General features: G+C 62.3%; 23 protein-coding genes and 1 tRNA gene. 7 read left to right on the top strand and 17 right to left on the bottom strand.

Going from position 1 to position 23304, the window contains the following annotated elements:
• Window positions 1-2: 2 nt before the first annotated feature.
• From HJC00_RS09220 to rsfS, 5 genes are all read right to left on the bottom strand, one after another.
• Window positions 3-1199, bottom strand: a complete 1197-nt coding sequence (locus HJC00_RS09220; RefSeq protein ID WP_221122894.1) for a divergent polysaccharide deacetylase family protein — start codon at window positions 1197-1199, stop codon at window positions 3-5.
• A 76-nt stretch (window positions 1200-1275) separates the two neighbouring features.
• Entirely contained in the window at window positions 1276-2598 is a 1323-nt protein-coding gene (locus HJC00_RS09215) for a S41 family peptidase (protein WP_003543943.1), read from the bottom strand.
• Window positions 2588-3988, bottom strand: coding sequence for a murein hydrolase activator EnvC (locus HJC00_RS09210; protein ID WP_221163881.1), 1401 nt, complete (start codon window positions 3986-3988; stop codon window positions 2588-2590). The genes HJC00_RS09215 and HJC00_RS09210 overlap by 11 nt, the downstream gene beginning before the upstream one ends.
• A gap of 179 nt (window positions 3989-4167) precedes the next feature.
• Window positions 4168-4650, bottom strand: coding sequence for a 23S rRNA (pseudouridine(1915)-N(3))-methyltransferase RlmH (gene rlmH / locus HJC00_RS09205; protein WP_221146260.1), 483 nt, complete (start codon window positions 4648-4650; stop codon window positions 4168-4170).
• 117 nt (window positions 4651-4767) lie between these two features.
• On the bottom strand, window positions 4768-5211 hold the full coding sequence (gene rsfS, locus HJC00_RS09200; protein ID WP_064696433.1) for a ribosome silencing factor: 444 nt from the start codon (window positions 5209-5211) through the stop codon (window positions 4768-4770).
• A gap of 209 nt (window positions 5212-5420) precedes the next feature.
• Here rsfS and HJC00_RS09195 point away from each other — a divergent pair, with 209 nt between their 5' ends.
• Window positions 5421-5798 (top strand): winged helix-turn-helix domain-containing protein, encoded by a 378-nt coding sequence (locus HJC00_RS09195; protein WP_210632749.1) that lies wholly within the window; start codon window positions 5421-5423, stop codon window positions 5796-5798.
• On the opposite strand, the gene modC is transcribed toward HJC00_RS09195, so the two are convergent.
• The 7 genes from modC to obgE all read right to left on the bottom strand — a co-directional run bounded on the left by modC (window position 5799) and on the right by obgE (window position 13257).
• Window positions 5799-6866, bottom strand: coding sequence for a molybdenum ABC transporter ATP-binding protein (gene modC, locus HJC00_RS09190; protein WP_221122896.1), 1068 nt, complete (start codon window positions 6864-6866; stop codon window positions 5799-5801).
• Window positions 6863-7564: a molybdate ABC transporter permease subunit gene (gene modB / locus HJC00_RS09185; protein ID WP_221122897.1), complete on the bottom strand. Its 702-nt coding sequence runs from the start codon at window positions 7562-7564 to the stop codon at window positions 6863-6865. The genes modC and modB overlap by 4 nt, the downstream gene beginning before the upstream one ends.
• 267 nt (window positions 7565-7831) lie before the next feature.
• A complete protein-coding gene (gene modA, locus HJC00_RS09180) occupies window positions 7832-8623 on the bottom strand; it encodes a molybdate ABC transporter substrate-binding protein (RefSeq protein ID WP_221154828.1) in 792 nt (263 codons plus the stop codon).
• Between the two features lie 473 nt (window positions 8624-9096).
• A complete protein-coding gene (locus tag HJC00_RS09175; protein WP_247241796.1) occupies window positions 9097-9699 on the bottom strand; it encodes a nicotinate-nucleotide adenylyltransferase in 603 nt (200 codons plus the stop codon).
• Between the two features lie 37 nt (window positions 9700-9736).
• On the bottom strand, window positions 9737-11020 hold the full coding sequence (locus HJC00_RS09170; protein WP_210632744.1) for a glutamate-5-semialdehyde dehydrogenase: 1284 nt from the start codon (window positions 11018-11020) through the stop codon (window positions 9737-9739).
• On the bottom strand, window positions 11013-12182 hold the full coding sequence (gene proB / locus HJC00_RS09165; RefSeq protein ID WP_221163880.1) for a glutamate 5-kinase: 1170 nt from the start codon (window positions 12180-12182) through the stop codon (window positions 11013-11015). Before proB ends, HJC00_RS09170 begins: the two co-directional genes overlap by 8 nt.
• A complete protein-coding gene (obgE, locus tag HJC00_RS09160; protein WP_221122901.1) occupies window positions 12169-13257 on the bottom strand; it encodes a GTPase ObgE in 1089 nt (362 codons plus the stop codon). Before obgE ends, proB begins: the two co-directional genes overlap by 14 nt.
• An 84-nt stretch (window positions 13258-13341) precedes the next feature.
• On the opposite strand from obgE, the gene HJC00_RS09155 reads away from it, so the two are divergent.
• The gene (locus tag HJC00_RS09155; RefSeq protein ID WP_210632741.1) at window positions 13342-14208 is read left to right on the top strand and encodes an endonuclease/exonuclease/phosphatase family protein; all 867 of its coding nucleotides are present in this window, start codon (window positions 13342-13344) and stop codon (window positions 14206-14208) included.
• A 95-nt stretch (window positions 14209-14303) separates the two neighbouring features.
• On the opposite strand, the gene HJC00_RS09150 is transcribed toward HJC00_RS09155, so the two are convergent.
• From HJC00_RS09150 to rplU, 4 genes are all read right to left on the bottom strand, one after another.
• Entirely contained in the window at window positions 14304-14891 is a 588-nt protein-coding gene (locus tag HJC00_RS09150) for a GNAT family N-acetyltransferase (protein ID WP_221163879.1), read from the bottom strand.
• Window positions 14888-15544 carry a GNAT family N-acetyltransferase gene (locus tag HJC00_RS09145; RefSeq protein ID WP_210632739.1) on the bottom strand — a complete coding sequence of 219 codons (657 nt, stop codon included), beginning with the start codon at window positions 15542-15544 and terminating at the stop codon, window positions 14888-14890. The genes HJC00_RS09150 and HJC00_RS09145 overlap by 4 nt, the downstream gene beginning before the upstream one ends.
• Before the next feature lie 125 nt (window positions 15545-15669).
• Window positions 15670-15939 carry a 50S ribosomal protein L27 gene (gene rpmA, locus HJC00_RS09140; protein ID WP_004676172.1) on the bottom strand — a complete coding sequence of 90 codons (270 nt, stop codon included), beginning with the start codon at window positions 15937-15939 and terminating at the stop codon, window positions 15670-15672.
• A 34-nt stretch (window positions 15940-15973) separates the two neighbouring features.
• The gene (gene rplU, locus HJC00_RS09135) at window positions 15974-16291 is read right to left on the bottom strand and encodes a 50S ribosomal protein L21 (protein WP_007824851.1); all 318 of its coding nucleotides are present in this window, start codon (window positions 16289-16291) and stop codon (window positions 15974-15976) included.
• Window positions 16292-16593: 302 nt separating this feature from the next.
• Between rplU and HJC00_RS09130 the strand changes: the two genes are divergently transcribed.
• Window positions 16594-16683 (top strand) — tRNA-Ser (locus HJC00_RS09130).
• Window positions 16684-16758: 75 nt separating this feature from the next.
• On the opposite strand, the gene HJC00_RS09125 is transcribed toward HJC00_RS09130, so the two are convergent.
• Window positions 16759-17373, bottom strand: a complete 615-nt coding sequence (locus HJC00_RS09125) for a TetR/AcrR family transcriptional regulator (protein WP_210632738.1) — start codon at window positions 17371-17373, stop codon at window positions 16759-16761.
• Window positions 17374-17468: 95 nt separating this feature from the next.
• Here HJC00_RS09125 and HJC00_RS09120 point away from each other — a divergent pair, with 95 nt between their 5' ends.
• From HJC00_RS09120 to HJC00_RS09105, 4 genes are all read left to right on the top strand, one after another.
• Entirely contained in the window at window positions 17469-18197 is a 729-nt protein-coding gene (locus HJC00_RS09120; protein ID WP_210632737.1) for an NIPSNAP family protein, read from the top strand.
• Window positions 18198-18429: 232 nt separating this feature from the next.
• The gene (locus HJC00_RS09115; RefSeq protein ID WP_221163878.1) at window positions 18430-19866 is read left to right on the top strand and encodes a M81 family metallopeptidase; all 1437 of its coding nucleotides are present in this window, start codon (window positions 18430-18432) and stop codon (window positions 19864-19866) included.
• Window positions 19867-19904: 38 nt separating this feature from the next.
• Window positions 19905-21689, top strand: coding sequence for a gamma-glutamyltransferase family protein (locus tag HJC00_RS09110; RefSeq protein WP_210632735.1), 1785 nt, complete (start codon window positions 19905-19907; stop codon window positions 21687-21689).
• A 248-nt stretch (window positions 21690-21937) separates the two neighbouring features.
• Entirely contained in the window at window positions 21938-23272 is a 1335-nt protein-coding gene (locus HJC00_RS09105) for a glucoamylase family protein (protein WP_210632734.1), read from the top strand.
• Window positions 23273-23304 lie beyond the last annotated feature (32 nt).

Raw genomic sequence — 23304 nt, 5'->3', positions numbered from 1 at the left:
TCTCAGGGGTTTCTGGGGTCGTTGGAAAGCGCTGCGACGCCGACGATCTCGATGCCGCGCATAGAAGCTTCCTCGCTCCACTTGGCAATGGCGTCGACGCTTTCGTCAAAAGCCGAGGCGACGCCGATCGCCTGGCCGTTCTTGCGAGCGATGCGTTCGAGCTCGTCGAGTTTCTGCAGGATGGCGTTGACGTCGAGCTGGCCGTCGAGCTGCAGATCGGCAAAGACATAGGGCAGTTCAGTCCCCTTGGCGACATCAGCCGTTTTCGACTGCGCCGACGTCCCGTCGTCGAGGAAGAGCAGGCCACGCTTGCCGATATCGCGCATGACCGGTTCCATGGCGGCAGGGTCGGAAAGGAAACGGCCGCCGAGATAGTTCATGATGCCGGTGTAGTTGGTGATCTCGCCCATCGCCTTGTGGAGGTTCTCGATGTTGCGGGCGACAGGCTTTGAGGTCAGCAGAGTCTCAGGGCCCGGATCGTTCGCCGGGTAATCAAACGGTTCCAGCGGCACCTGCAGAAGGATTTCATGGCCGCCGCGGCGAGCCTCCTGCATCCAGCGCTGGAGGCTGTTGCCGCTTGCGGCAAAGGCTAGCGTGATCTCCTCGGGTAATTCGGCGATGGCGCGCTGCGTTCCCGTCTGGCTAAGCCCGAGGCCGCTGACGACAATGGCGATGCGTACACCGCGGGCGCCGGACGCGGGACGGGCATACTGATCCATCGGCCGTCGGCCGTCGGGGCCGACGATCGGCAGCCTGCCATAGGCCGAATCCTCAAGCAGCGTCTCGTTCGGCAGCGCCGCCATGCGCGGATCCTGGCCGATCTGCATCGCATCGACCAATACCGGTCCGCCGCCGTCGCGGGGGCGGGGGCTGTATTTGGTGACGACGGAGCCGTCACCGGTGACCATCTGCTCGACATTGGCGCCCGAACGCGGTTCGGCGCGCGGCATGCCATCCGCCGCCTGGCCGGCCGGCTTTTGCGCTGGTTGGGGTGTGCCGGAGGAGGGCACTGCCGCCTGATCGGTTGCCGGCGGATTTTTGCGTTCGAGCCCGTCGCCGCGAAACGCCGTATAGAGCGAGAAGCCGCCTATTGCAAAAAGACACAGACTGGCGGCGATGCGGCCGAGAAGCAGCACTCCCGGCCGCCGGCTGCCGGTTTTGCGGTTGCGCCCCAAAGGCGCATGCAGGTCCGTTCCCAATTTTCTCGCCCGCTCCAAACCGGGAAACAGCAGAAAGGGTCAAGGCCGGGCGAGTGCCCGGCCTTGCAATGATCGATTACTTGGCGACGACGGCCTTGTCCGGGTTCGGCGGGAAGGCCGGATCGGTCTTCTTGCCGCGCAGCAGGTCGAGCGCGTAGTTCAGCTGAACGTCATCCTTCGGGTCCGGCGGCACATAGGCAACGGAGCCCGAACCCTCGTCGGTTTCGCTCTGGCCCTTGATGTGGCCGCGCAGGCTGGATTCGCCTTCGGTCACCATCTTGCCCTGCAGTTCCTCCGGCAGCGGCTCCTCGACCTTGATGTCAGGGGTGATGCCGGTGCCCTGGATCGAGCGGCCCGACGGCGTGTAATAGAGCGCCGTGGTCAGGCGCAGCGCGCCGTTTTCGCCGAGCGGGATAATCGTCTGGACCGAACCCTTGCCGAAGGAGCGCGTACCGAGAACGGTGGCACGGCGCAGATCCTGAAGGGCGCCGGCGACGATTTCCGATGCAGACGCCGAACCGCCATTGATCAGCACGATGACCGGCTTGCCGTCCGTCAGATCGCCTGGCCCGGCATTGAAGCGGCGGGTTTCATCGGGATTGCGGCCGCGGGTCGAAACGACCTCGCCACGCTGCAGCAGGGCGTCGGAGACGTTGATCGCCTGGTCGAGCAGGCCGCCCGGGTTGAGGCGCAGGTCAAGGACATAACCCTTCAGCTTGTCGGCCGGAACGGTGTCCTTGATCTTCTTGATCGCCTTCTCCATGTCGGGATAGGTCTTTTCGGTGAAGGAGATGATGCGGAGATAACCGACATCGTCCTCGACGCGCGACTTGACGGCCTGGACGGCGACGACGTCACGGACGATCGTCAGTTCGATCGGCTTGTCGGCGCCCTTGCGGATCAGCGTCAGCTTGATCGGGGTGTTGACGGCGCCGCGCATCTTCTCGACGGCGTCTTCCAGCTTCAGGCCGCGAACGGACTGCCCGTCGATCTCGGAAATGTAGTCGCCGGCGAGAACACCGGCCTTGGCGGCGGGCGTGTCATCGATCGGGGTGATGACCTTGACGAGCTCGTCTTCCATCGTGACTTCGATGCCGAGGCCGCCGAATTCACCCTTGGTCTGGGTGCGCATGTCTTCGGCGTCCTTCGCATTCATGTAGCTCGAATGGGGGTCGAGCGAGGACAGCATGCCGTTGATGGCGTTTTCGATCAGCTTGTCTTCGGCCGGCGGCGTAACGTATTGCGCGCGCACCCGTTCGAAGACGTCGCCGAATACCGACAGTTCCTTGTATGTGGAGGATCCGGCTGCTTCTGCCGGCACACCTGCCGAATAAATGACGCTCATCGCGGTCGCACCCATCAATGCGCCGACCAGAACAAGAGAAGCCCTACGAATCATTGCGTGCCTTTCCAGTGTCCTTGGCGGTCCACCACGGTCGGGAATCGACCGGTTTACCGTCTTTTCGAAATTCAATGTAAAGCGTTGGCCGGTCCGTTTCCAGCGCCAATGCAGTTGCGCTTGCCACTCTTTTCGCTCCCATCACGGCGAGCGGCTCGCCGGAGAAAACGAATTTTCCCTGACGGGTATTGATCGTATCCATTCCCGAGAGAACCAGGTGGTAACCGTCGCCCGCGTCGAGAATGACCATCTGACCGTAACTGCGGAAAGCGCCGGCAAAAACCACCAGCCCGTCGGCCGGGGCCGTCACCACTGTTTCGGGGTTGGTGGCGACCGTCATTCCCATGGCTTCATGCCCGGTGCCATCGGCATCGCCGAACTGGCGCAGGATATCGCCTGCCACGGGCAGTTCCAATTTCGCCCTCAATTCTGCGAAGGGATATGCGGGCGCAATGCGGTTTTTATCGGGCACGCCGCTCTCGGCCAGCGCCTTCGCCTGAGCCCGCTGCTCGTCCGTCAAGAGCTTGCGGTTCTCCTCGGCTTGGCGAGCGGCGGTGGCCGCTTCGCGTACCGAGGCGATCTCGGATTCCATTGAGGCGACGAGGCCTTCGAGGCTGGTCGCCTTGCCCGCGAGTTCCTCGGACCGCTTCTTCTCGGCCTCCAGATCAGCGGCGTTGCTGCGGCTGAGCTTGTCGTTTTCGGCAAGCAGCAGGTCCATGCGCCGCTCTTCCTCAATGCCATCAGTCATCGTCGCTGTCAGCTGCGTCTTCTCGGCGGCGCTTGCCGTCTGCAGCGCGGCCAGGCTTCCGAGATCGGCGGCGAGCTTGTCGGTTTCCTTGCGAATGCCGGGCACGACGGCGCCGAGCAGGATGGCGCTGCGCACGGAAGCAAGCGCGTCGTCGGGGGTGACGAGCAACGCCGGCGGCGGATTACGGCCCATGCGCTGGAGTGCTGCCAGCACCTCGGCCAGCAGTCCGCGGCGTTCATGCAGGGAACGGCGGATGCCATCCTCCTTGACGCCGAGGTCGGCAAGCTTCTTTTCGCTCTCGAGGATCTGTTTTTCCAGCCCCTTGCGGCGGGCGGCGGAATCGATCAGCGCCTGGCGAATGCTCTGCGTACTCTTTTCCAGATTGGCGATACTCTGCTGGAGTTCGCTCACCTTGTCGGAGGACAGGCTGATTGATTTCGACAGGGTTTCGAGTTCGGCGCGGGTCTGATCGCGTTTGGCGGCAAGTTCGGCGGCCGGATCGGGCGACGGCGCCTCGGCGGGCGGCGGGCTTGAAGCTTGTGGCGCTTCCGGGGCGGCATCCTGGGCCCGGACCGAAAACGGGCTTGTCGAGACGAGGATGACCGCAACACCGAAACCGGCCGCAAGTGCCGGCAGAATCATGCGGTGTCGCCTGGTTGGAGTCGTCGTCATGCGTGTCCGGGCACTCTCTCAAATCGCGCGGAGACTAAGCTGATTTGGCACGCTTTGCCAGAAAGTTTGCAGGAGAAAGCCTGCCTGCGCAAAACACGGCTGCGTGACAATGCGACGCGCAGCCAAAGCCATGGACCGAGCCTGAACCGTCAGACGCGGTGATAGGGGTGGCCGGACAAGATGGTGACGGCGCGGTAGAGCTGCTCGGCGATCAGCGTGCGCACGAGTTGGTGCGGCCAGGTCATTTTGCCGAGGCACAGTGTGGCGTCGGCCCGATCGTAAAGGGCGGGATCGAGGCCGTCGGCTCCGCCGATCGCAATCGTCAGCTCGCGTTTTCCCTGGTCACGATAGGTGCCGAGCAGGTTTGCGAAGGCTTGGCTGTCGAGCGCCTTGCCGCGTTCATCGAGAAGAATGAGAACACTGCCCTCGGCCAGCGATTTCAGCAGCATCGCCGCCTCTTCGCGCTTGCGGGTCTCCGCATTGGAGGCGCGGCTTTCGCCAACTTCGGTAATACGGGTGAATTCGAGGCCGACCGCAGAGCCGGCCTTGGCAAAACGATCGAGGTAACGGGCCACGAGATCCTTTTCGGGGCCGGACTTCAGCCGTCCCACCGCAAAAAGACCAATTCGCATTTCCCCGCTCCTGCTCGTGACGGCATTTCAGGCACACGATACACCGCAGCCGGCTTCGCATGTTTCCCGGCCAGTCAAATGCCGCATCTCAGGCGCCGGGCGATGCCGGCCTGCCTGTCAGTGCCGTGTTTCCTCATCCATATCCGGAGCCGCCCACATCTTTTCGATGTTGTAGAACTCGCGGATTTCGGGACGGAACACATGCACGATGATGTCACCGGTGTCGATCAGGATCCAGTCGCCGCCTTCCTGACCTTCGACGCGGGCCGTACCGAAGCCTTCGTCCTTGAGATCGGTGAGCAGGTGATCCGAAATCGCCAGGACATGCCTGTTCGAGCGACCGGAGACGACGATCATGTAGTCTCCAAGCGCCGATTTTCCGGCAATGTCGATGGTGACGATATCTTCAGCTTTGGAGTCCTCAAGGCTGGTGAGGACGGCTTCTAAGGCGCGGGCAGCGGCATCGGCGCCACGTTCCGCACTCTTCGGGACAACGGCGAGCGTTTTTCCCTTGGCGTGTACTGTTGTCAGTTTTTTCCCTTTCCTGGAATGACAAACCATGCACAACACGAGATCCGATCACGACCGGATCATGGTTAAGATAGGCATCAATCCATTAATGTTTCAAGACGTGCTAAGGTACAGAGCCGCCGAAAATCCGATCTGGCGTCCGAATTGAAGAATATTGCCGCTCGGGCTGCTTGTGCGGTCGGTGTACAGTTTCCGTGCCGCGGCGTAAAGTGCCGCAAATTCCTCGATTTTTCGATTCAATGACCGACCCCGCCGCAAAAACACCTGTTCCCGTCCTGCGAATCAGCTTCCCGAATGAGCATCGTCTCGGTCACGGCAAGATGGAGCTGCTGGAGCATATCCGCGCGACCGGATCGATCTCGGCGGCCGGGCGGGCGATGGACATGTCCTATCGCCGAGCATGGCTGCTTGTCAGCGAGATGAACCGGATGTTCTCAGAACAGGTGGTGGAGCCGCAACGCGGCGGGCAGAAGGGCGGCGGCGCGGCATTGACACCGTTCGGCGAAGAATTGCTCGCGCGTTTTCGCCGGATGGAAAAGACGGTGCGGGAGAGCCTTGCCAAGGATCTCGCCTGGCTCGAAGCCAAGCGCAACCTGCCGCCTGGCGAGCACGGTTGATCAGCCTTCCAGGGCAACCGTCTTGATGATGGCGAAGACGGTCTTGCCAGGCCGGAGATCGAGGCGCTCGCAGGACAGTGCGGTGATACGCGAAAGAATGGCATTGCCGCCGCAATCGATCCGGATTTCGACCGTTCCGTCCTCGCCAGACGATATCGCCTCGATCCTGCCTTCGAGAATGTTCAGCGCGCTGAGGCCCTCGGGCCTGGCGGTCGCCAGCATGACGTCGCGCGACGGAATGCGGATGCGCACCGGTCTGCCGGGCGGAAGCACTCCGCTCGGAATATGCAGTTGGGAGGATTTCAGAGCGACGGTCGACAGGCGGTGACGCGCATCGAAGCTTTCGACGGTGCCTTCGAGCAGCGCGCCGGCCTCTTTCCGGTCGGCGGCCGCTGAGGGACGGCTCAATATGTCGACGGCCGGGCCGGTCGTTTCCACCTTGCCGTCGCTGAGGACGACGACCTGATTTGCGAGTCGTGCCACCTCGGCGATCGCATGGCTGACATAGACGATCGGAATTTCGGTTTCATCACGCAACCGCTCGAGATATGGCAGGATCTCGGCCTTGCGTGCCTCGTCGAGGGCGGCGAGCGGCTCGTCCATCAAGAGCAGGCGGGGTGAGGAGAGAAGGGCACGCCCGATCGCGACGCGCTGTTTTTCGCCGCCGGAAAGTTTTGCCGGGCTGCGTTCCAACAGCGGCTCGATGCCGAGCAGGTCGATAATATGATCGAAGCTCTCACGGCGTGCCGCCTTTGGGGCAAACCAGCGGCCGTAGGAAAGATTGGCTCGGACGCTCAAATGCGGAAACAGCCGTGCCTCCTGGAAGACATAACCGAAACGGCGGCGGTGTTTCGGGACGAAGATGCCAGCTGTCGTTTCGGTGAGGCGCTCGCCGTCAAGCACGACGCGACCTTCATCCGGCCGGGCGAGACCGGCGATGATGCGGATCAGTGAGGTCTTGCCGGAGCCGGAGCGGCCGAACAATACGGTTACACCGCCTTCGGAGGTAAAGGCGGCGTCGAGCGCGAACGCGCCGAGCCTTTGTTTTGCCTCGACAATCAGCGTCATTCCGGATCAATCCTTCGGCCGGCGAGACGAGCAAGGAACTCCGAGGCAAGCAGAGCGGCCATGGAAATGGCGACAGCGACCAGCGTCAGTCGCAGCGCGCCGGCATCACCGCCCGGCAATTGGGTGAAGGTGTAGATTGCTGCCGGCAGCGTCTGGGTCTCGCCCGGGATGTTGGAGACGAAGGTGATCGTCGCGCCGAACTCGCCCATCGCCTTGGCGAAGGAGAGGATCATGCCGACGATGATGCCCGGGAGCGTCAACGGCAGGGTGATCGTCAGGAAAACCCAGGCAGGGCCGGCGCCGAGCGTTCCGGCCGCCTCTTCCAGCTTGCGGTCGACCGCTTCGATCGACAGGCGAATGCTGCGAACCATCAGCGGAAAGGCCATGACGGCACAGGCAAGTGCGGCGCCCGTCCAGCGGAAGGAGAAGATGATGCCGAAATAATGGTCGAGCAGGCTGCCGATCGGGCCGCGGCGACCGAAGAGGATGAGAAGAAGAAAACCGGTGACGACGGGCGGCAGGATCAGCGGCAGGTGAACGATGCCGTTCAGCAACGACTTGCCCCAGAAGCGGCCGCGGGCCAAGAGCAAGGCAACGAGAATGCCGAAGGGCAGGCTCGCCAGCATTGCGACGATCGAGACGCGCAGGCTGAGCAGGATTGCCGTCCATTCCTCGTCGCTCAAGCCGAATATGTTCAACTGCGGTCGTCTCCCTGGAAAATCAGACATCATTCGACGCCTGCCCTTCATCTGCCTGCCGGCACCTTCTCCCGCTCGCTGGGCGAAGGGGAATGCCGCAACCTCTCCGTTCCTCGCCAGCCTCTCGCATGGCACGTCCCCTCGCCCCGTTTACGGGGAGAGGGTTAGGGTGAGGGGCAGCCGCGGCTTGGTGCCTAACCTGCTGTACATCAACCGATTGCAGATGCTCGGGACAAGCCCGAGCATGACGAAACATTAGTTGGCCGACTATTTCAGAATAGTGAAACCCTGCGCCGTGAGGAAAGCGGCTGCCTTGTCCGACTTCAGGAAGTCGAGATAGGCCGCTGCATCCGGGTTCTTGCTCTCGGCAAGAATTGCGACCGGATAGATGATCGGCGGGTGGGAGTCGGCCGGGAAGGTGCCGACGATCGCGACACCCTTATCGGCGGCCGCGTCGGTCTGGTAGACGATGCCGTAAGGCGCTTCGCCGCGGGAGACGAGGGCGAGGGCGGCGCGCACGCTTTCGGCGCCGGCGACCTTGGATTCGACCGATGCCCAGACACCGAGTTTTTCCAGCGCGGCCATGCCGTATTTGCCTGCTGGGACCGATTTCGGCTCACCCATGGCAAGCCTGCCGTCACCGAGCACAGCGGCGAGATCGAAACCCTGTTTGATCTCGACCGGCTTTGCCTTGTCCTTTTCGGCCACGAGCACGAGCCGGTTTCCGAGCAGGTCCGAACGGCTGTCGGCTTTGATCAGCTTCCTCTCCGCGAGATAATCCATCCAATCGCGATCCGCCGAAATGAAGATATCGGCCGGGGCGGCGTTTTCGATCTGCTTGGCAAGTGCCCCGCTCGCCGCATAGGAGGCGACGGCTTCTTTGCCGCTCTCACTGGTCCAGGCGGCATTGGCGGCGTCGAGCGCGTTCTTCAAACTCGCCGCGGCAAAGACGGTCAGTTTTTCAGCGGCTGCGGCCGGCGCCGGCAGTGCTGCCGCGCCTAACCAAAGAGCCGCGATCGCGGCGGTTGCCAGTTTCGTCCATTGGCGGCGGTTCCGCATGCTTTCACTCCCCAGGATTCGAAATATTTCGACGAATATAACGATGCTCACTGTCTGGCTAGGGATATATTCAGAAAAACATAACCGTATCGACTGCCAATCGGCCTTACCTATTCAGGAGGTGCATGGCTTTCTGAGAACAAGACGTCCGCAGGCTGCAATCAACGGCGAATGGCGATCGGTCAGACAGAGTAACCGCAGGGCAAAGCGGCTGTACTGCAGGGCTTGCCGATTAAAGCGGCAGCTTTCGTTACCCGCAGTGTTGCATCGGTCGCATTGCTGCATTGCACAAAATGATATTCACCTACCGGCTGAATATGGTACAACACACCCATCGAAACGGCTTTCTCCTCCTCCCATAGCCGTTCGACAGGATCGGCAACACTCCTCCTCCCAAGTTGTCGGTCGAGTTTATAAGCCCGACGGATCTCCTCCCCCGTCGGGCTTTCTCGTTTCCGGGATTTTTCTGAAATTCAGCTACCGACCGGGACCGGCAAAGCGCCGTTGCGGATTGCCGTCGAGCTCAGGCCGGAGCGTGGCCCGTGGATGAAGGTCCAGGCTGGCGCCCGCTTCTTCCAGAGAACACGTGCGTCGTCTTCGTCGATGCGGGCGAAATCGAAGGTCCGCGTCATTTTCGAAGAGAGGTAGGAGAGCGTCGCCCCCGGCCGGTCGATCACCGCGATCGGGAAGGTGCGGGCGATCTCCTGCCATTTCTGCCATTTGTGAAATGTCTGCAGGCTATCGGCGCCCATGATCCAGATGAAATGCACATGGGGATTGCGAGCCTTGACGCGGGCCAGCGTATTGGCGGTGTAGCTGACGCCGAGCGCCTGCTCGAAAGCCGTGACCTTGATGCGCGGATCGGCGGCGACACGCTCGCTTTCGGCAATGCGCTCGGCAAGCGGCGCAAGAAGATTGCGGCTTTTCAGCGGGTTGCCGGGGGTCACCATCCACCAGAGCTGGTCGAGACCGAGCCGCTTGATGGCGATTTCGGCGACAAGTGCATGGCCCTCATGCGGCGGATTGAACGACCCGCCGAACAGGCCGACGACCATGCCGCGCTCGCTGTGCGGCATGCGGAGATAACGTCGGTCCAGCTTATCCGTCGTCACGTCAGGGTCGGGTCTGGCCGGCACCGCGCACCCGGTATTTGAAGGAGGTCAGTTGTTCGACGCCGACGGGGCCACGGGCATGCATCTTGCCGGTGGCGATGCCGATTTCCGCGCCCATGCCGAACTCGCCGCCGTCGGCGAACTGGGTCGAGGCATTGTGCAGCAGGATCGCCGAATCGACTTCGGTGAAGAAACGCTCGACCACGCCGGGGTCTTCGGCGATGACGGCCTCGGTATGGTTCGAGGAATATTTCTGGATATGGGCGATCGCCCCCGATATGCCGTCGACCACAGCGACTGAGATGATCGCGTCGAGATATTCGGTCGACCAGTCCTCCTCCGTCGCGGGCTTGAGGCCGGGCGCAACCTTCAGCACCGCCGCCGAAGCGCGGATCTCGCAGCCGACGTCAGTCAGCACCTCAAGCAGTGGCGTCAGATGCGTGCCGACCGCTGCAGCATCAACGAGCAGCGTCTCGGCCGCCCCGCAGATGCCGGTACGGCGCATCTTGGCGTTGACGACGATCTTCTTCGCCATCTCGAGATCGGCCGAGCCATCGACATAGATGTGGCACAGGCCTTCGAGATGCGCGAACACCGGCACCCGGGCCTCGTTCTGGACACGGGCCACCAGGCTCTTGCCGCCACGCGGCACGATGACGTCGATTGCCCCATCCAGGCCGCGCAGCATGGCGCCGACGGCGGCGCGGTCGGTGACCGGAACGAGCTGGATCGCATGCTCCGGAAGTCCCGCCGCCTTCAGGCCCTCGACCATGCAGGCGTGTATAGCCTGCGATGAACGGCGCGAATCCGAGCCGCAGCGCAGGATGACCGCATTGCCCGCCTTCAGGCAGAGCGCCCCGGCATCGGCGGTAACGTTCGGCCGGCTTTCGAAGATCACGCCAATGACGCCGAGCGGCGTGCGGACACGTTCGATCTTCAGGCCGTTCGGTCTGTCCCAGGCCGCGATGACTTCTCCGACCGGATCGGCAAGGGCGGCGATCGCACGGATTCCCTCGGCCATCTCGGCAATGCGCTTGTCGTTCAGCGTCAGCCGGTCGACGAAGGAGGCAAGCGTTTCGCTGCCTTCGATGTCCTTCAGGTCCTTGGCGTTTCCGGCCAGGATATGCGCCTTGTTCGCCAGGATCGCGTCGGCCATGGCGTTCAGGGCCTTGTTCTTCGCCTCGGCGGAGGCAAAGCCCAACGGTCGCGCGGCAGCCTTCGCCTTGCGGCCGATGTCATTCATCAGCACGTCAATGTCAGGGCCCGGCGCAACGGTATCAAGCATAGCTCGCGTCCTTCTTCTGCCTTTCCGATCTCGACCGGATCTGCGCGGTCATCACCATATCGTCGCGATGGACCATGGCAGCCCGTCCGGCATAACCGAGGATGGCTTCGATCTCCGCCGATTTGCGGCCGGCAATGCGGCGGGCGTCCTCGGCATCGTAGCTTGCCAGGCCGCGGGCGATCTCGCGGCCTGAAGGGCCGATGATCGCCACGGTGTCGCCGCGGCTGAAGAGGCCGGAAACGCTGCGCACGCCGGCGGGAAGCAGGCTCTTGCCGGCGCCGAGCGCCGTGACGGCGCCCTCATCGACATGCAGTTCGCCTGCCGGCTGCAATTGTCCGGCGATCCAGGTCTTGCGGGCGGTGACGGGCGTTCCGGAGGGGGCGAACCAGGAGGAGCGCGCGCCGTTTTCGATCGCCGACAGCGGGCTGTCGGTCTTGCCCGAGGCGATGATCATGGCGCAGCCCGAGGTGGTGGCGATCTTGCCGGCATCGATCTTGGTGCGCATGCCGCCGCGCGATAGCTCGGAGGCGGCGCCGCCGGCCATCGCCTCGATCTCCGGGGTGATTTCGGCAATCGTCTCCAGGAAACTCGCATTCGGATCGAGATGCGGCGGGGCGGTGTAGAGGCCGTCAATATCGGAGAGTAGGATGAGCAGGTCGGCGCCGGTCATCGTCGCCACGCGGGCGGCCAGCCGGTCGTTGTCTCCATAGCGGATTTCGCTGGTCGCGACCGTGTCGTTTTCGTTGATGATCGGCACGGCGCCGATCTTCAGCAACTGATTGATGGTGGCGCGCGCATTGAGATAGCGGCGGCGTTCCTCGGTATCGCCGAGCGTCAGCAGGATCTGGCCGGCAACGATCTCGTCGCGCGACAGGCTCTCCGACCAGGCGCGCGCCAGTGCGATCTGGCCGACGGCGGCGGCGGCCTGGCTTTCTTCCAGCTTCAGCGCGCCCGAGGGCAGGTCGAGCACCGAGCGGCCGAGCGCGATGGCCCCTGATGACACGACGAGCACGTCGATACCCTTGGCCTTCAGGCCAGATATATCGGCGCACATGGCATCCAGCCACGCCTTCTTCAGCCCGGCCTTGCGATCGACCAGCAGGGCAGAACCGATTTTGATGACGATGCGGCGGTAGCGGCCGAGCGGGTTACGGCTGGTCATCGACCCCATCCTCGTCCTTGCCCTCTTCTCCGACGACCATGTCGCGATGCCGGAGTTTCGGCGCCTTGGCCGGTTTCTCCTCGGTATTATTCTCGACGATGATGTCGCGCAGTGCACGCAGAACCTCGGTCATGCCCCTGCCTGTCACAGCCGAGATCTGGAAGGGGGTCTTGCCGCAGGCCTTGGCCAATTCCTTCGTCTTCTTCTTCAGTTCGGCCTCATCGAGCACGTCGATCTGCGACAGCGCCACGATCTCGGCCTTGTCGGCCAGATCGTTGCCATAGGCTTCGAGTTCATGTTTGACCGTCTTGTAGGCCTTGCCGACCTTTTCTTCCTGGGCGGAGACGAGGTGGAGCAGCACGCGGGTGCGCTCGACGTGGCCGAGAAAACGGTCGCCGATGCCGACACCTTCATGGGCGCCTTCGATCAGGCCCGGAATATCGGCAAGAATGAACTCCCGCTCGTCGACCGTGGCAACGCCGAGATTCGGATGCAGGGTAGTGAAGGGATAGTTGGCGATCTTCGGCCGGGCGCGGGTAACCGATGCCAGGAAGGTCGACTTGCCGGCATTGGGCAGGCCGACAAGGCCGGCATCGGCGATCAGCTTCAGCCGCAGCCAGAGGGTTTTTTCCTCGCCGGGCAGGCCGGGATTGGCCCAGTCGGGCGCCTGATTGACCGAGGTTTTGAAATGGGCATTGCCGAAGCCGCCATTGCCGCCATGGGCGAGACAGTAGCGCTGGCCTTCCTCGGTCAGGTCGCAGATCAGCGTTTCCCGGTCTTCCTCGAAGATCTGGGTTCCCACGGGAACCTTGAGCGTCACGTCGCTGCCGTTGGCGCCGGTGCGGTTGCGGCCCATGCCATGGGTGCCGATGGTCGCCTTGAAATGCTGCTGATAGCGGAAATCGATCAGCGTGTTGAGGCCATTGACGGCCTCGACCCAGACGTCGCCGCCGCGTCCGCCGTCACCGCCATCGGGGCCGCCGAACTCGATGAATTTCTCGCGCCGGAAGGAAACGCTGCCCGCGCCACCATCCCCGGATCGGATATAGACCTTTGCTTCGTCGAGAAATTTCATTTTACTTCCAATATTCCGTGGCAGTTGGACGGCCCGTCTTGGCCCATTCGATATAGGCGGTTCCGACGGAGGTCAAAGATTATCGTGAATTTTGTGAGCTATAACATACAGTACGGCTTCGGTCTCGACGGCCGATACGATCTCAAGCGCATTGCCCGGAGCCTCGAAGGCGCCGATGTCATCGCGCTGCAGGAGGTGACCCGCGGCTTCTGGCGCAACGGTTTTGCCGACATGGTGGCTGATATCGCAGCCTTCTTTCCCGACCATTTCTGGGCGTATGGGCCGGCCTGCGACGTCCATATCGACGGGGGCGAAGGCGGTCTGCAGCCGGTACGAGGCACGCGTTTTCAGTTCGGCAATATGGTGCTGTCGCGCTGGCCGATCCTGTCGACGCGGACTCTGCTTCTGCCGCGCAGCCGAACCATCGCCAAGATCAACCTGCAGCGCGGCGCAACCGAGGCGCTGATCGCCATCCCGGGCGGCGCGATCCGCGTCTACTCCGTCCATCTCGACCATGTCTCGGCCGACGAGCGCATTCGCCAGCTGCAATTCTTGAACGTGCACATCAACGCATTCGTCCAGGAGGGCGGATCGCTGACGGGGGGTGGCGAGCTTGATCTGCCGGAGCTGCCGCTGCCCGAGGACTATATGATCATGGGCGATTTCAACATGGAGCCGGAATCGCCGGAATATTGTGCGCTTGCCGGCGCCGGCGGCGGATATTACGGCCGTGTCGCCAGGATCGGCACGCCGGTCGATGCCTTTGCGGCGCTCAAGGCTTACGGGCCTGAGAGCTACAGCTGGATGGATCCCGAAGATCACGGCAAACGCATGCATCTCGATTATTGCTTCGTCAGTTGCGGCCTGGGCGGCCGGTTGAAATCCGCGCGGATCGATACGCAATCCCTCGGCTCCGATCATTTTCCTGTGTGGGTCGAGATCGGCGATTGACGAAGACGCCGCCGAGCCGGCGGCGCCTCCTTTTTCGACTTCTGAGAGCATGATGTTGTCCGAAAACCGCTCACACTTTTCGGCATAATGCCGGGTTACGCAACCTTGCGCGGCTGCAGCGCGCCCGGCTGCAGCACGGTTTCGATGTGCGACACCATGGTGTTGCGGGCGAAACAATAGATTTCGCCGCAACCCGTCATGCGGAACCCGAGCTTCTCCTGCAGCCGCAGCGAAGCGGGGTTGTCGGCGAAGACACCGGAATGGACAGGCGTCTCCGGCATGCGGCGCGAGAAGCGCTCGATGATCGCCGCCACCGCCTCGCTCATATAGCCGCGCCGCCAGTAGTAGCGGTTCAGCCAGTAGCCGAGATGCCAGCGGCCGTGGCGCAGCTCGATCGAGACGGTGCCGATATGGACATCGTCCTTGCCTGTTATCGCGAGCGACCAGTCCGGCAGGGTGCCTGACGTGACCGGCATCAGCCAGTCCAGCGCATCCTGCCGGTCGAACGGCGCGGGCACGCGGGAAAGCATGCGCGTCACCGCGAAATCGGAGAGCGATTCCGCGATGGCGGGCGCATCGCTCAGCCGGTGGGGGCGGAGCGTCAGCCGAGTGGTCGGGATGACCGGCGCGGGGCCGGGCATCATCGACCTGGTGTCCGGCCTTTGCAGTGCCGACGTGTTCATGCGATGTTCCCCCAGCTTCGGAGTGACATCCAGGTCTTGCGGTCGAGCCTGTACCATTCCACAGGCACGTTGCTGCCGAGCGCCAGCGAGGCAGCAAGCCCCGAACCCTGGAACTGGAAACCGCACTTCTGGATGACACGCCGCGAGGCGACGTTCATCACCCGGCAGCGGGCGTCGATCTGGTCGACGTCCTGACGGGTTCTGAACACCATGTCGACGAGGGCGTGGCAGGCCTCGGTGGTGTAGCCCTGGTTCCAATAGGGCTCACCCAGCCAGTAACCGATCTCGACGGTCTTGCCGTCGGTATGCGGTTCGACGCCGCAGCATCCCATGAATGCGCCGTTTTCGGCTTTGGTGATCGCATAGACGCACTTGCCGATCTCGCCATTTCGCGAACGCCAAACAAAGTCGGCGGCATCATTGGCGGTATAGGGGTGCGGCATACGCGATACCATGGTGGCGACTTTGGCGTTATTGGCGAGATGGGCAAGGGCGTCGATGTCTTCTTCGTGGGGCGCGCGCATGACGAGCCTTTCCGATAACAAGACAGGGCAATCGGTCCTTAACCGCTCCGGCCTCAGCCGTTCCTTGGAAGACCGCTGGTCTTCCGGGGAAGACCGTGATTGGTCTACCCTTATCAATTCGCCTTGCATGTTCAGTCCTCCTGTTTGGACAAAGAAAAAGGGGAGATGGCGCCCCATCTCCCCTGTTTTCTGGACTGAACCTGGTACGGCCAGCCGGGTCGATGAGACGCCGGCTGTTTTTGAGCGCTACCGGCTTATTCCGCTGCTTCCGCTTTCGGCATGACAGACACGTAGACGCGACCGTTGGCCTTCGTTCGGTAGTCCACATTGCCGGCGGTAAGTGCAAAGATCGTGTGATCCTTGCCGAGGCCGACGTTGGAACCGGGATGCCACTGCGTACCGCGCTGACGCACGATGATGTTGCCTGCGATGACGGCTTCGCCGCCGAACTTCTTCACGCCAAGGCGCTTGGATTCGGAATCGCGACCGTTGCGCGAGGAACCGCCAGCTTTTTTATGTGCCATTGGAGTTCTCCTTTAAACCTGAAACCCGTTGATCTTACTTGGCAGCCACGATGTCCGTGATACGGACGACCGTGTGATGCTGACGATGGCCGCGCGAACGCTTCGAATTCTGACGACGGCGCTTCTTGAAGGCGATGACCTTCTTGCCGCGGGTCTGGTCGACGACTTCCGCCTTGACGGAGGCGCCGGCTACGAAGGGCGCACCGATCGCCGCGTCGGCGCCTTCGCCGATCACGAGGACTTCGGTGAATTCAATGGAGTCGCCAGCGGATGCTTCAAGCTTCTCGATGGTCAGCACGTCGTTGGCTGCCACACGGTACTGCTTACCGCCGGTCTTGATGACTGCGAACATTTTTTATCCTTTCATGTTCGTTCCGGCGCTCCCCGCAAATAGCAGGTGGCCGTCTTTTTATCAGTCGAAGTTAAGCAGGGATTTCAGGGAACTGGCCCGGAACTCTGGTCTGCCGGTGAAACCCCGCGCGAGCGCGAGGCGGGCAAGGGGCGGACTACTCCACTCCTATTGCGGATGCGGGATACGCGAGTGACAGAAAGGTGTCAAGGCAAAAGGATGGAAAAGCTTGAGATTTCGGCTTGCCAACCTGTCATATGCCCGTTATGAGAACGCCCGCGCCGAACAAGCGCCGACCAGACCGCGGAGAGGTGGCAGAGTGGTCGAATGCACCGCACTCGAAATGCGGCATACCTGCAAGGGTATCGTGGGTTCAAATCCCACCCTCTCCGCCACTCATTTTCTGTCGGCTTCGCAGGTCTGATTTTTCAGGCGAAATCGGCGCGACTCTCCCCGATCCCATTTGTCGGTCAAGGCCGGCGGTAGTTCGCCGCCAGCAGTGTCGCCAATTCGGCGCGGCAGTCGCGGAGCGGGCCGACATCCTGGCTTGCCTTTGCCATCGTCATGGCGCCGGAATAGGCGGCAATGACAAGCGTTGCGATTGTCCGCGGATGGAGCCCGATGGCGCGCTTTTCCTCCAGATCTGCCGCAAACTTGGCGAAGAGCGCTTTGTGCCAGTCTCCGAACACGGCACTGACAAGTGCGCGCATCTCTGCGTCGTGTTGGGAAACTTCCATTGCCATATTATTCAGCGGGCAACCGGAGACCCGGTCCTTTTGTGTCAGTTCACCGATGATGGCTTCAAAAATCAGGTCTATGGCCGTTGGCGCATCGGCGCATGTGCGCAGCGGTTCGATCCATGTCTGCCGAACGGCGGCAGCGACGCGATCGCGGATGACTGCAAGCCCGAGGTCACGCTTTGCAGGAAAATGATGCGCCAGTGCGCCGCCGGACACGGAGGCCCGCTCGCGCAGTTCCAGCATGCCGGTTGCGAGATAACCCTGCGTGACAAAGGCGTCATAGGCGGCATCGATGATCCTGCGGCGCACGCCCTCGGGATCATTGTTTCTTTTGGTTTCGATCATGGCGTCTCAATTCAGTCGGCGTGCATTCTAGCAGCTTGACAAAACAGGTCAATTGTCCTGTGATAAAACAGGATGATCGACCTGTCAGGAAAACCATGGACCCTCACCTCATATTCGAGCTTCGCCGCTACCGGCTCCTTCCCGAGCGCAGAGAGAGGTTGATTCGCCTGTTTGATCGCGAGTTCGTTGAGCCCCAGGAGGCGTTGGGCATCCGCGTCGACGGGGAGTTTCGCGATCTCGGCGATCCCGATTGCTTTGTGTGGGTGCGCTCCTTCAAGAACATGGAGGCCAGAACGGATGCGCTCGCATCCTTTTATTCGGGCCCCGTCTGGAAGGAGCATGGACCGGCCGCGAACGCGACGATGCTGAATTCGGACAATGTCCTGCTGCTGAAGCCGGCGGCCGGTGTGCTTCCATTTGCGCATAACCTGCCGAGGCAGAAAGAGGCGGAGCGCGCGGAAGCACAAGGGCTGATCGCCGTGAACATCTGCTCGCTCGCACCCGGAACGGGAGAAGATTTCTCGGAATTTTTCCGCGCCAGGGCGATGCCGGCCATGCTGGCGGCCGGTGCGCGGATCGAGGCGGTGTTCATGACCGAGCGAAGCAGGAACGGTTTCCCGCGCCTGCCGGTTCGCGAGGGGGAAACGGTGTTCGTCTGGTTTGAAGCGCACGCGGATCAAAGCGGTGCAGCCGCCTACCAGCAGCGGCTGCGGCAGAATCCGATCTGGACGGCGGAGATTTATCCATGGATGGACAGCCGGTGCTGGCGGAGTATCGATGTCGCACTGTTGACGCCGACGTCGCGGTCGCTTTGCGCCTGGTGAGCGATCTTGCCCGCACGCCGACGCAGTTCCTTCCAAGGGCAGTCATCGAACACTTATCTCATGATCGACCCGGGTCGATTTTGTCATGTAGTGCGGTTGATCGGTTTATTTTGCGAACTATCATCAGCACCGGATAACGGCGGCACACCTGCAGAAACCGCCTGTGTCTTCACCTTGATCTCATCGCCACCCATACCGTCCTGATCGCCCCCACTTTCAACCGAGGTTTCCCATGCGCATTGCCGTCGGTGGCATCCATATCGAATGCAGCACATACAATCCCGTTCTGAATGAGGAAAAGGACTTTCGGGTGTTGCGGGGGGAGGGGCTGCTGGAATCGCCCTATTTCGCTTTTCTGAAGGATTATGATGCCGAGTTCCTGCCGACGATCCATGCCCGCGCCATTGCCGGCGGGCCGGTTTCGCGCGCCACCTATGAAGGCTTCAAGCGCGAATTTCTCGAGCGGCTGAAGCCGCTGCTGCCGCTTGACGGTCTCTATCTTGCCATGCACGGCGCCATGTATGTCGAAGGCATGGAGGATGCCGAAGGCGACTGGATCAGTGCTGCCCGCGCACTGGTCGGCGAGGAATGCACCGTCTCGGCAAGCTACGACCTGCACGGCAACGTCACCCAGCGCATCATCGACGCGCTCGACATTTACTCCACCTATCGCACGGCGCCGCATATCGATGTCGAGGAGACGATGCGCCGCTCGGTCTCCATGCTGGTCAAGAGCTTGAAAACCGGCGTCAGGCCGTTCGTTCTCTGGGCGCCGATCCCGGTTGTCCTGCCCGGCGAGCGCACCAGCACGGTCGATGAGCCGGCAAAGAGCCTCTATGCCAGGCTGCCCGAGATCGATGTCATGGCCGGCGTCTGGGACGCATCGCTGATGGTCGGTTATGTCTGGGCCGACGAACCGCGCGCCACGGCCGCCGCTATCATGACCGGCACCGACCGTGCCGTGCTCGAGCGTGAGGCAAGGAGGCTCGCCAAGGCCTATTGGGATGCCCGCGAAGACTTCGTCTTCGGCTGCGAGACCGGTTCCGTCGAGGAATGCGTCGCGAAAGCGATCGCCAGCCCGACCGCGCCTGTCGTGCTCGCCGAATCCGGCGACAACCCGACCGGCGGTGGCGTCGGCGACCGGGCCGATGTCCTGGCCGAGTTGATCACCAAGGGTGCTGACGGCGTCGTCTTTGCCGGCATCGCCGACAAGGCGGCGACCGAGGCCTGTTATGCCGCAGGTGTCGGTGCGCAGCTTGTCTTGAGCGTCGGCGCCTCGCTCGATTCCAAGGGCAGCAGGCCGGTCAATGCCCGATTCACCGTCAAATTCCTGCATGAGACCCGCGACCCCGCCGATCGGCAGGCAGTCGTTTCGATCGGCGGCATCGATCTCGTGCTCTCGGCCAAACGGCGGCCCTACCACAATATCGCCGATTTCACCCGGCTCGGCCTCGACCCGCATGGCGCCAGGATCATCGTCGTCAAATCGGGCTATCTCTCGCCGGAACTTGCGCCGATCGCCAACCCGAACCTGATGGCGCTGTCGGAGGGCGTGGTCGATCAGTTCGTCGAGCGCCTGCCGCGGCTGCGCAAGCAGCATCCGACCTACCCCTTCGACAAGGAATTTGCCTTCGAGCCGAAAGTCTTCCGTTCCGCACGCGCGCGCTAGCCCGATCCTAGGCATGGTCCCCAGAAAGGACAGCTGACATGACCGCATTCACGACCCGTCCCGAAATCCTCGGCACCTTCGGCGTCGTCACCTCGACGCACTGGATCGGCTCCGCTGTCGGCATGAGCATTCTCGAAAAGGGCGGCAATGCATTCGACGCCGCAATAGCGACGGGTTTCGTGCTGCAGGTCGTCGAGCCGCATCTGTGCGGGCCGGGCGGCGATCTGCCGGCGGTGATCTATTCGAAGAAAAAGGACAAGGTCGAAGTCATCTGTGCGCAAGGCCCCGCACCGGCCGGCGCCACGATCGAGCACTATACTGCGGAAGGCCTGACGCTGATCCCCGGCGACGGCCTGCTCGCAACGGTCATTCCCGGCGCCTTCGACGGTTGGATGCTGATGCTGCGCGATTACGGCACGATGAGCGTGCGCGACGTGCTGGAACCGGCGATCTACTACGCGAAGCATGGCCATCCCCTGCTGCCGCGCGTCTCGGCCACCATTAAGGGGCTGGCGACTTTCTTCGAGAAGGAATGGCCGACCTCTTACCAAACCTGGCTGCCTGGTGGCCGCGTGCCCGAGGCGCATGCGAACTTCCGCAATCCGGTGCTTGCTGCGACCTGGAAGCGCGTCATTGCCGAGGCCGAGGCGAAAAGCGGGCGGGAGGCGCAGGTGGAAGCGGCGCGCAACGCCTTTTATCGCGGCTTCATCGCCGAGAAGATCGATGAGTATATTAAGACCGCCGAGGTGATGGATGCGAGCGGAAGCCGCCACAGGGGCGTGCTGACGGCAGACGATATGGCGAACTGGTCGGCGACGGTCGAGGCGCCGCTGACCTATGATTATCACGGCTGGACGATTGCCAAGACAGGTCCCTGGGGTCAGGGGCCTGTCTTCCTGCAGACCCTGTCGATCCTGAAGGGCTTCGACCTCGCCGCATTGAGACCGGATGGCGCCGATTTCGTTCATACCGTCGTCGAGGCGATGAAACTCGCCTTTGCCGACCGCGAGGTTTATTACGGCGACCCGAATTTTTCCGAGATCCCTGTCGCGCATCTGCTGTCGGAGAGCTACGCTGCCGAACGCCGCAAACTCGTCGGTGCGGATGCCTCCTTGGATCTTCGCCCCGGCATCTTTCCGGGTTTCGAAGCGCAGCATGACCTGACGATGAAGATGCTCGGCGCCGATTCGCAGACCGGCGCCGTCTACGAGCCGACCATGGCGCATCTGTCCGAAAAGCGCGGCGACACCGTGCATATCGACGTGATCGACCGTGACGGCAACATGGTCTCCGTCACGCCGTCCGGCGGCTGGCTGCAGTCTTCGCCAACCGTGCCCGGCGTCGGCTTCTGCCTCAATTCCCGCGCGCAGATGTTCTGGCTGAAGCCAGGCTTGCCGACATCGCTTGCTCCGGGAAAACGGCCGCGTACGACGCTGACGCCTTCCCTCGGCCTCTATGAAGGCCGCCCGACCCTTGCCTTCGGCACGCCGGGCGGCGACCAGCAGGAGCAATGGCAGCTTTCCTTCTTCCTGCGGCATATCCATCACCAGCTGAACCTGCAGGCGGTGATCGATCAGCCGCTCTTTCATACCGCTCATTTTCCGAGCTCCTTCTATCCGCGCAGCCGCGAACCCGGCAGCCTGATAGCGGAAGAGAGTTTCGGTCCGGATGTGCTCGCCGCGCTCGCCCGAAAGGGCCACAAGCTGACGATCACCGATCCTTGGACGATCGGCCGGCTGACGGCCGCACGACGCGATGCCGACGGGCTGATGCGCGCCGCAGCCACCCCGCGCCTGATGCAGGCCTATGCGGTCGGACGATAGCGGCCGCTTCCCGCAGCGCCCGCTGGCAACAAGTGTCGCCTGGGATAGACTGTGCCGGTGCGGTGCGCGGCGATGCTTTTGCTGCACCGCTTATATGACTTATGCTAGATATTATTTCACCGATAATTGTTAACGACCGATCACCTCCGTTTGTGCTCTCTTATCCCTACGAATCAAAAAGGTTTGATTTGCCCGGAGATGACGACCATGTTCAAGCATGGGGCGATGCAACAGTTGGGTGGGTGCCTATGCTGCAACGGATTGAAGACATTGATGCGGCCCTTATCGACAGGTTGCAGCATTCGGCATTCAAGTACTTCCTGAAATATTCCAATCCCGAAAATGGCCTGGTGGCCGATACCTCGATCGGCGGCGTGCCGGCAAGCATCGCGGCCGTCGGTTTTGCCCTTTCCTCCTATCCGGTTGCCGTCGAGCGTTGCTGGATCGGCCGCAAGGAAGCAGCCGAGCGCACGGTCAATACGCTGCGTTTCTTCGCCGAGGCGCGCCAGGGCGAAGAGCGCCATGCGACCGGCCATCGCGGCTTCTTTTATCATTTTCTCCAGATGGATAGCGGAAATCGCGCCTGGAACAGCGAGCTTTCGACCATCGATACCGCGCTGCTTATCGCCGGCGTGCTGACAGCAGCGCAATATTTCAATCGCGAAGACGACGAGACAGAGACGGAAATCCGTGAACTCGCAACCTTCATCTACGAACGGGTCGACTGGCGCTGGGCGCTGAACAAGGGCGACACGATTTCCATGGGCTGGAAGCCTTCGTCGGGCTTCCTGCGCTGGCGCTATCACGGTTTCGACGAGGCGATCATTCTTTATGCGCTGGCACTCGCCTCGCCGACGCATCCCGTTCCGCAGTCGAGCTACGACGCCTTCACATCCAGCTATTCCTGGATGACGTTCGGTGACCAGCCGTATCTCTATGCCGGACCGCTTTTCATTCATCTCTTCTCGCATGCCTGGATCGATTTCCGCGGCATCCAGGACAGACCGATGATGGAGCGCAACTGGGACTACTTCCGCAATACCCAGATCGTCATCAACATGCAGCGCGACTATGCCGAGCGCAATCCTGGCGGTTTCGTCGGCTACAACAGGAATGTCTGGGGCTTTACCGCCTGCGACGGCCCACCGCCGACCCGGCGCATGCGTGGCGGCCGGCAGCCGAAGGTCCTGGGTTATGCCGCGCGCGGCGCGCCGCTCGGGCCCGATGACGGCACGATCGCGCCATGGGCAGCACTCGCCTGCCTGCCCTACGACCGGCAGGCAGCCCTCGACGGCACCAAGGCGCTGCTGACCACCTATCCGAACCTGCTGTTGGAAGGCGGTTTCCCCGGCGGCTTCAATCCGACCGTACAGACAAAACGTCCGGAGGGCTGGGTCGACGACCGCACCGTCGGCATCGACCAGGGTCTTGTCGTCATGACCGTCGAAAACGCGCGTTCCGATTTCATCTGGAAGCTGATGCGGCAATCGCCGGTCATCCGCCTCGGGCTCGAGCGCGCCGGCTTTACCGGCGGCTGGCTCGAGGGCGTCGAGCCGCAAGAGTTGATGCGTAAAGTCGGTTAGCGCGCAACCCGGGTCGATTTCCGAAAAGGATT

The sequence above is a fragment of the Rhizobium sp. NLR22b genome (assembly GCF_019685295.1).
GTDB lineage: Bacteria > Pseudomonadota > Alphaproteobacteria > Rhizobiales > Rhizobiaceae > Rhizobium.
Note: the sequence above shows the minus strand (reverse complement) of the source record. Positions and strands in the feature narration are given on the sequence as shown.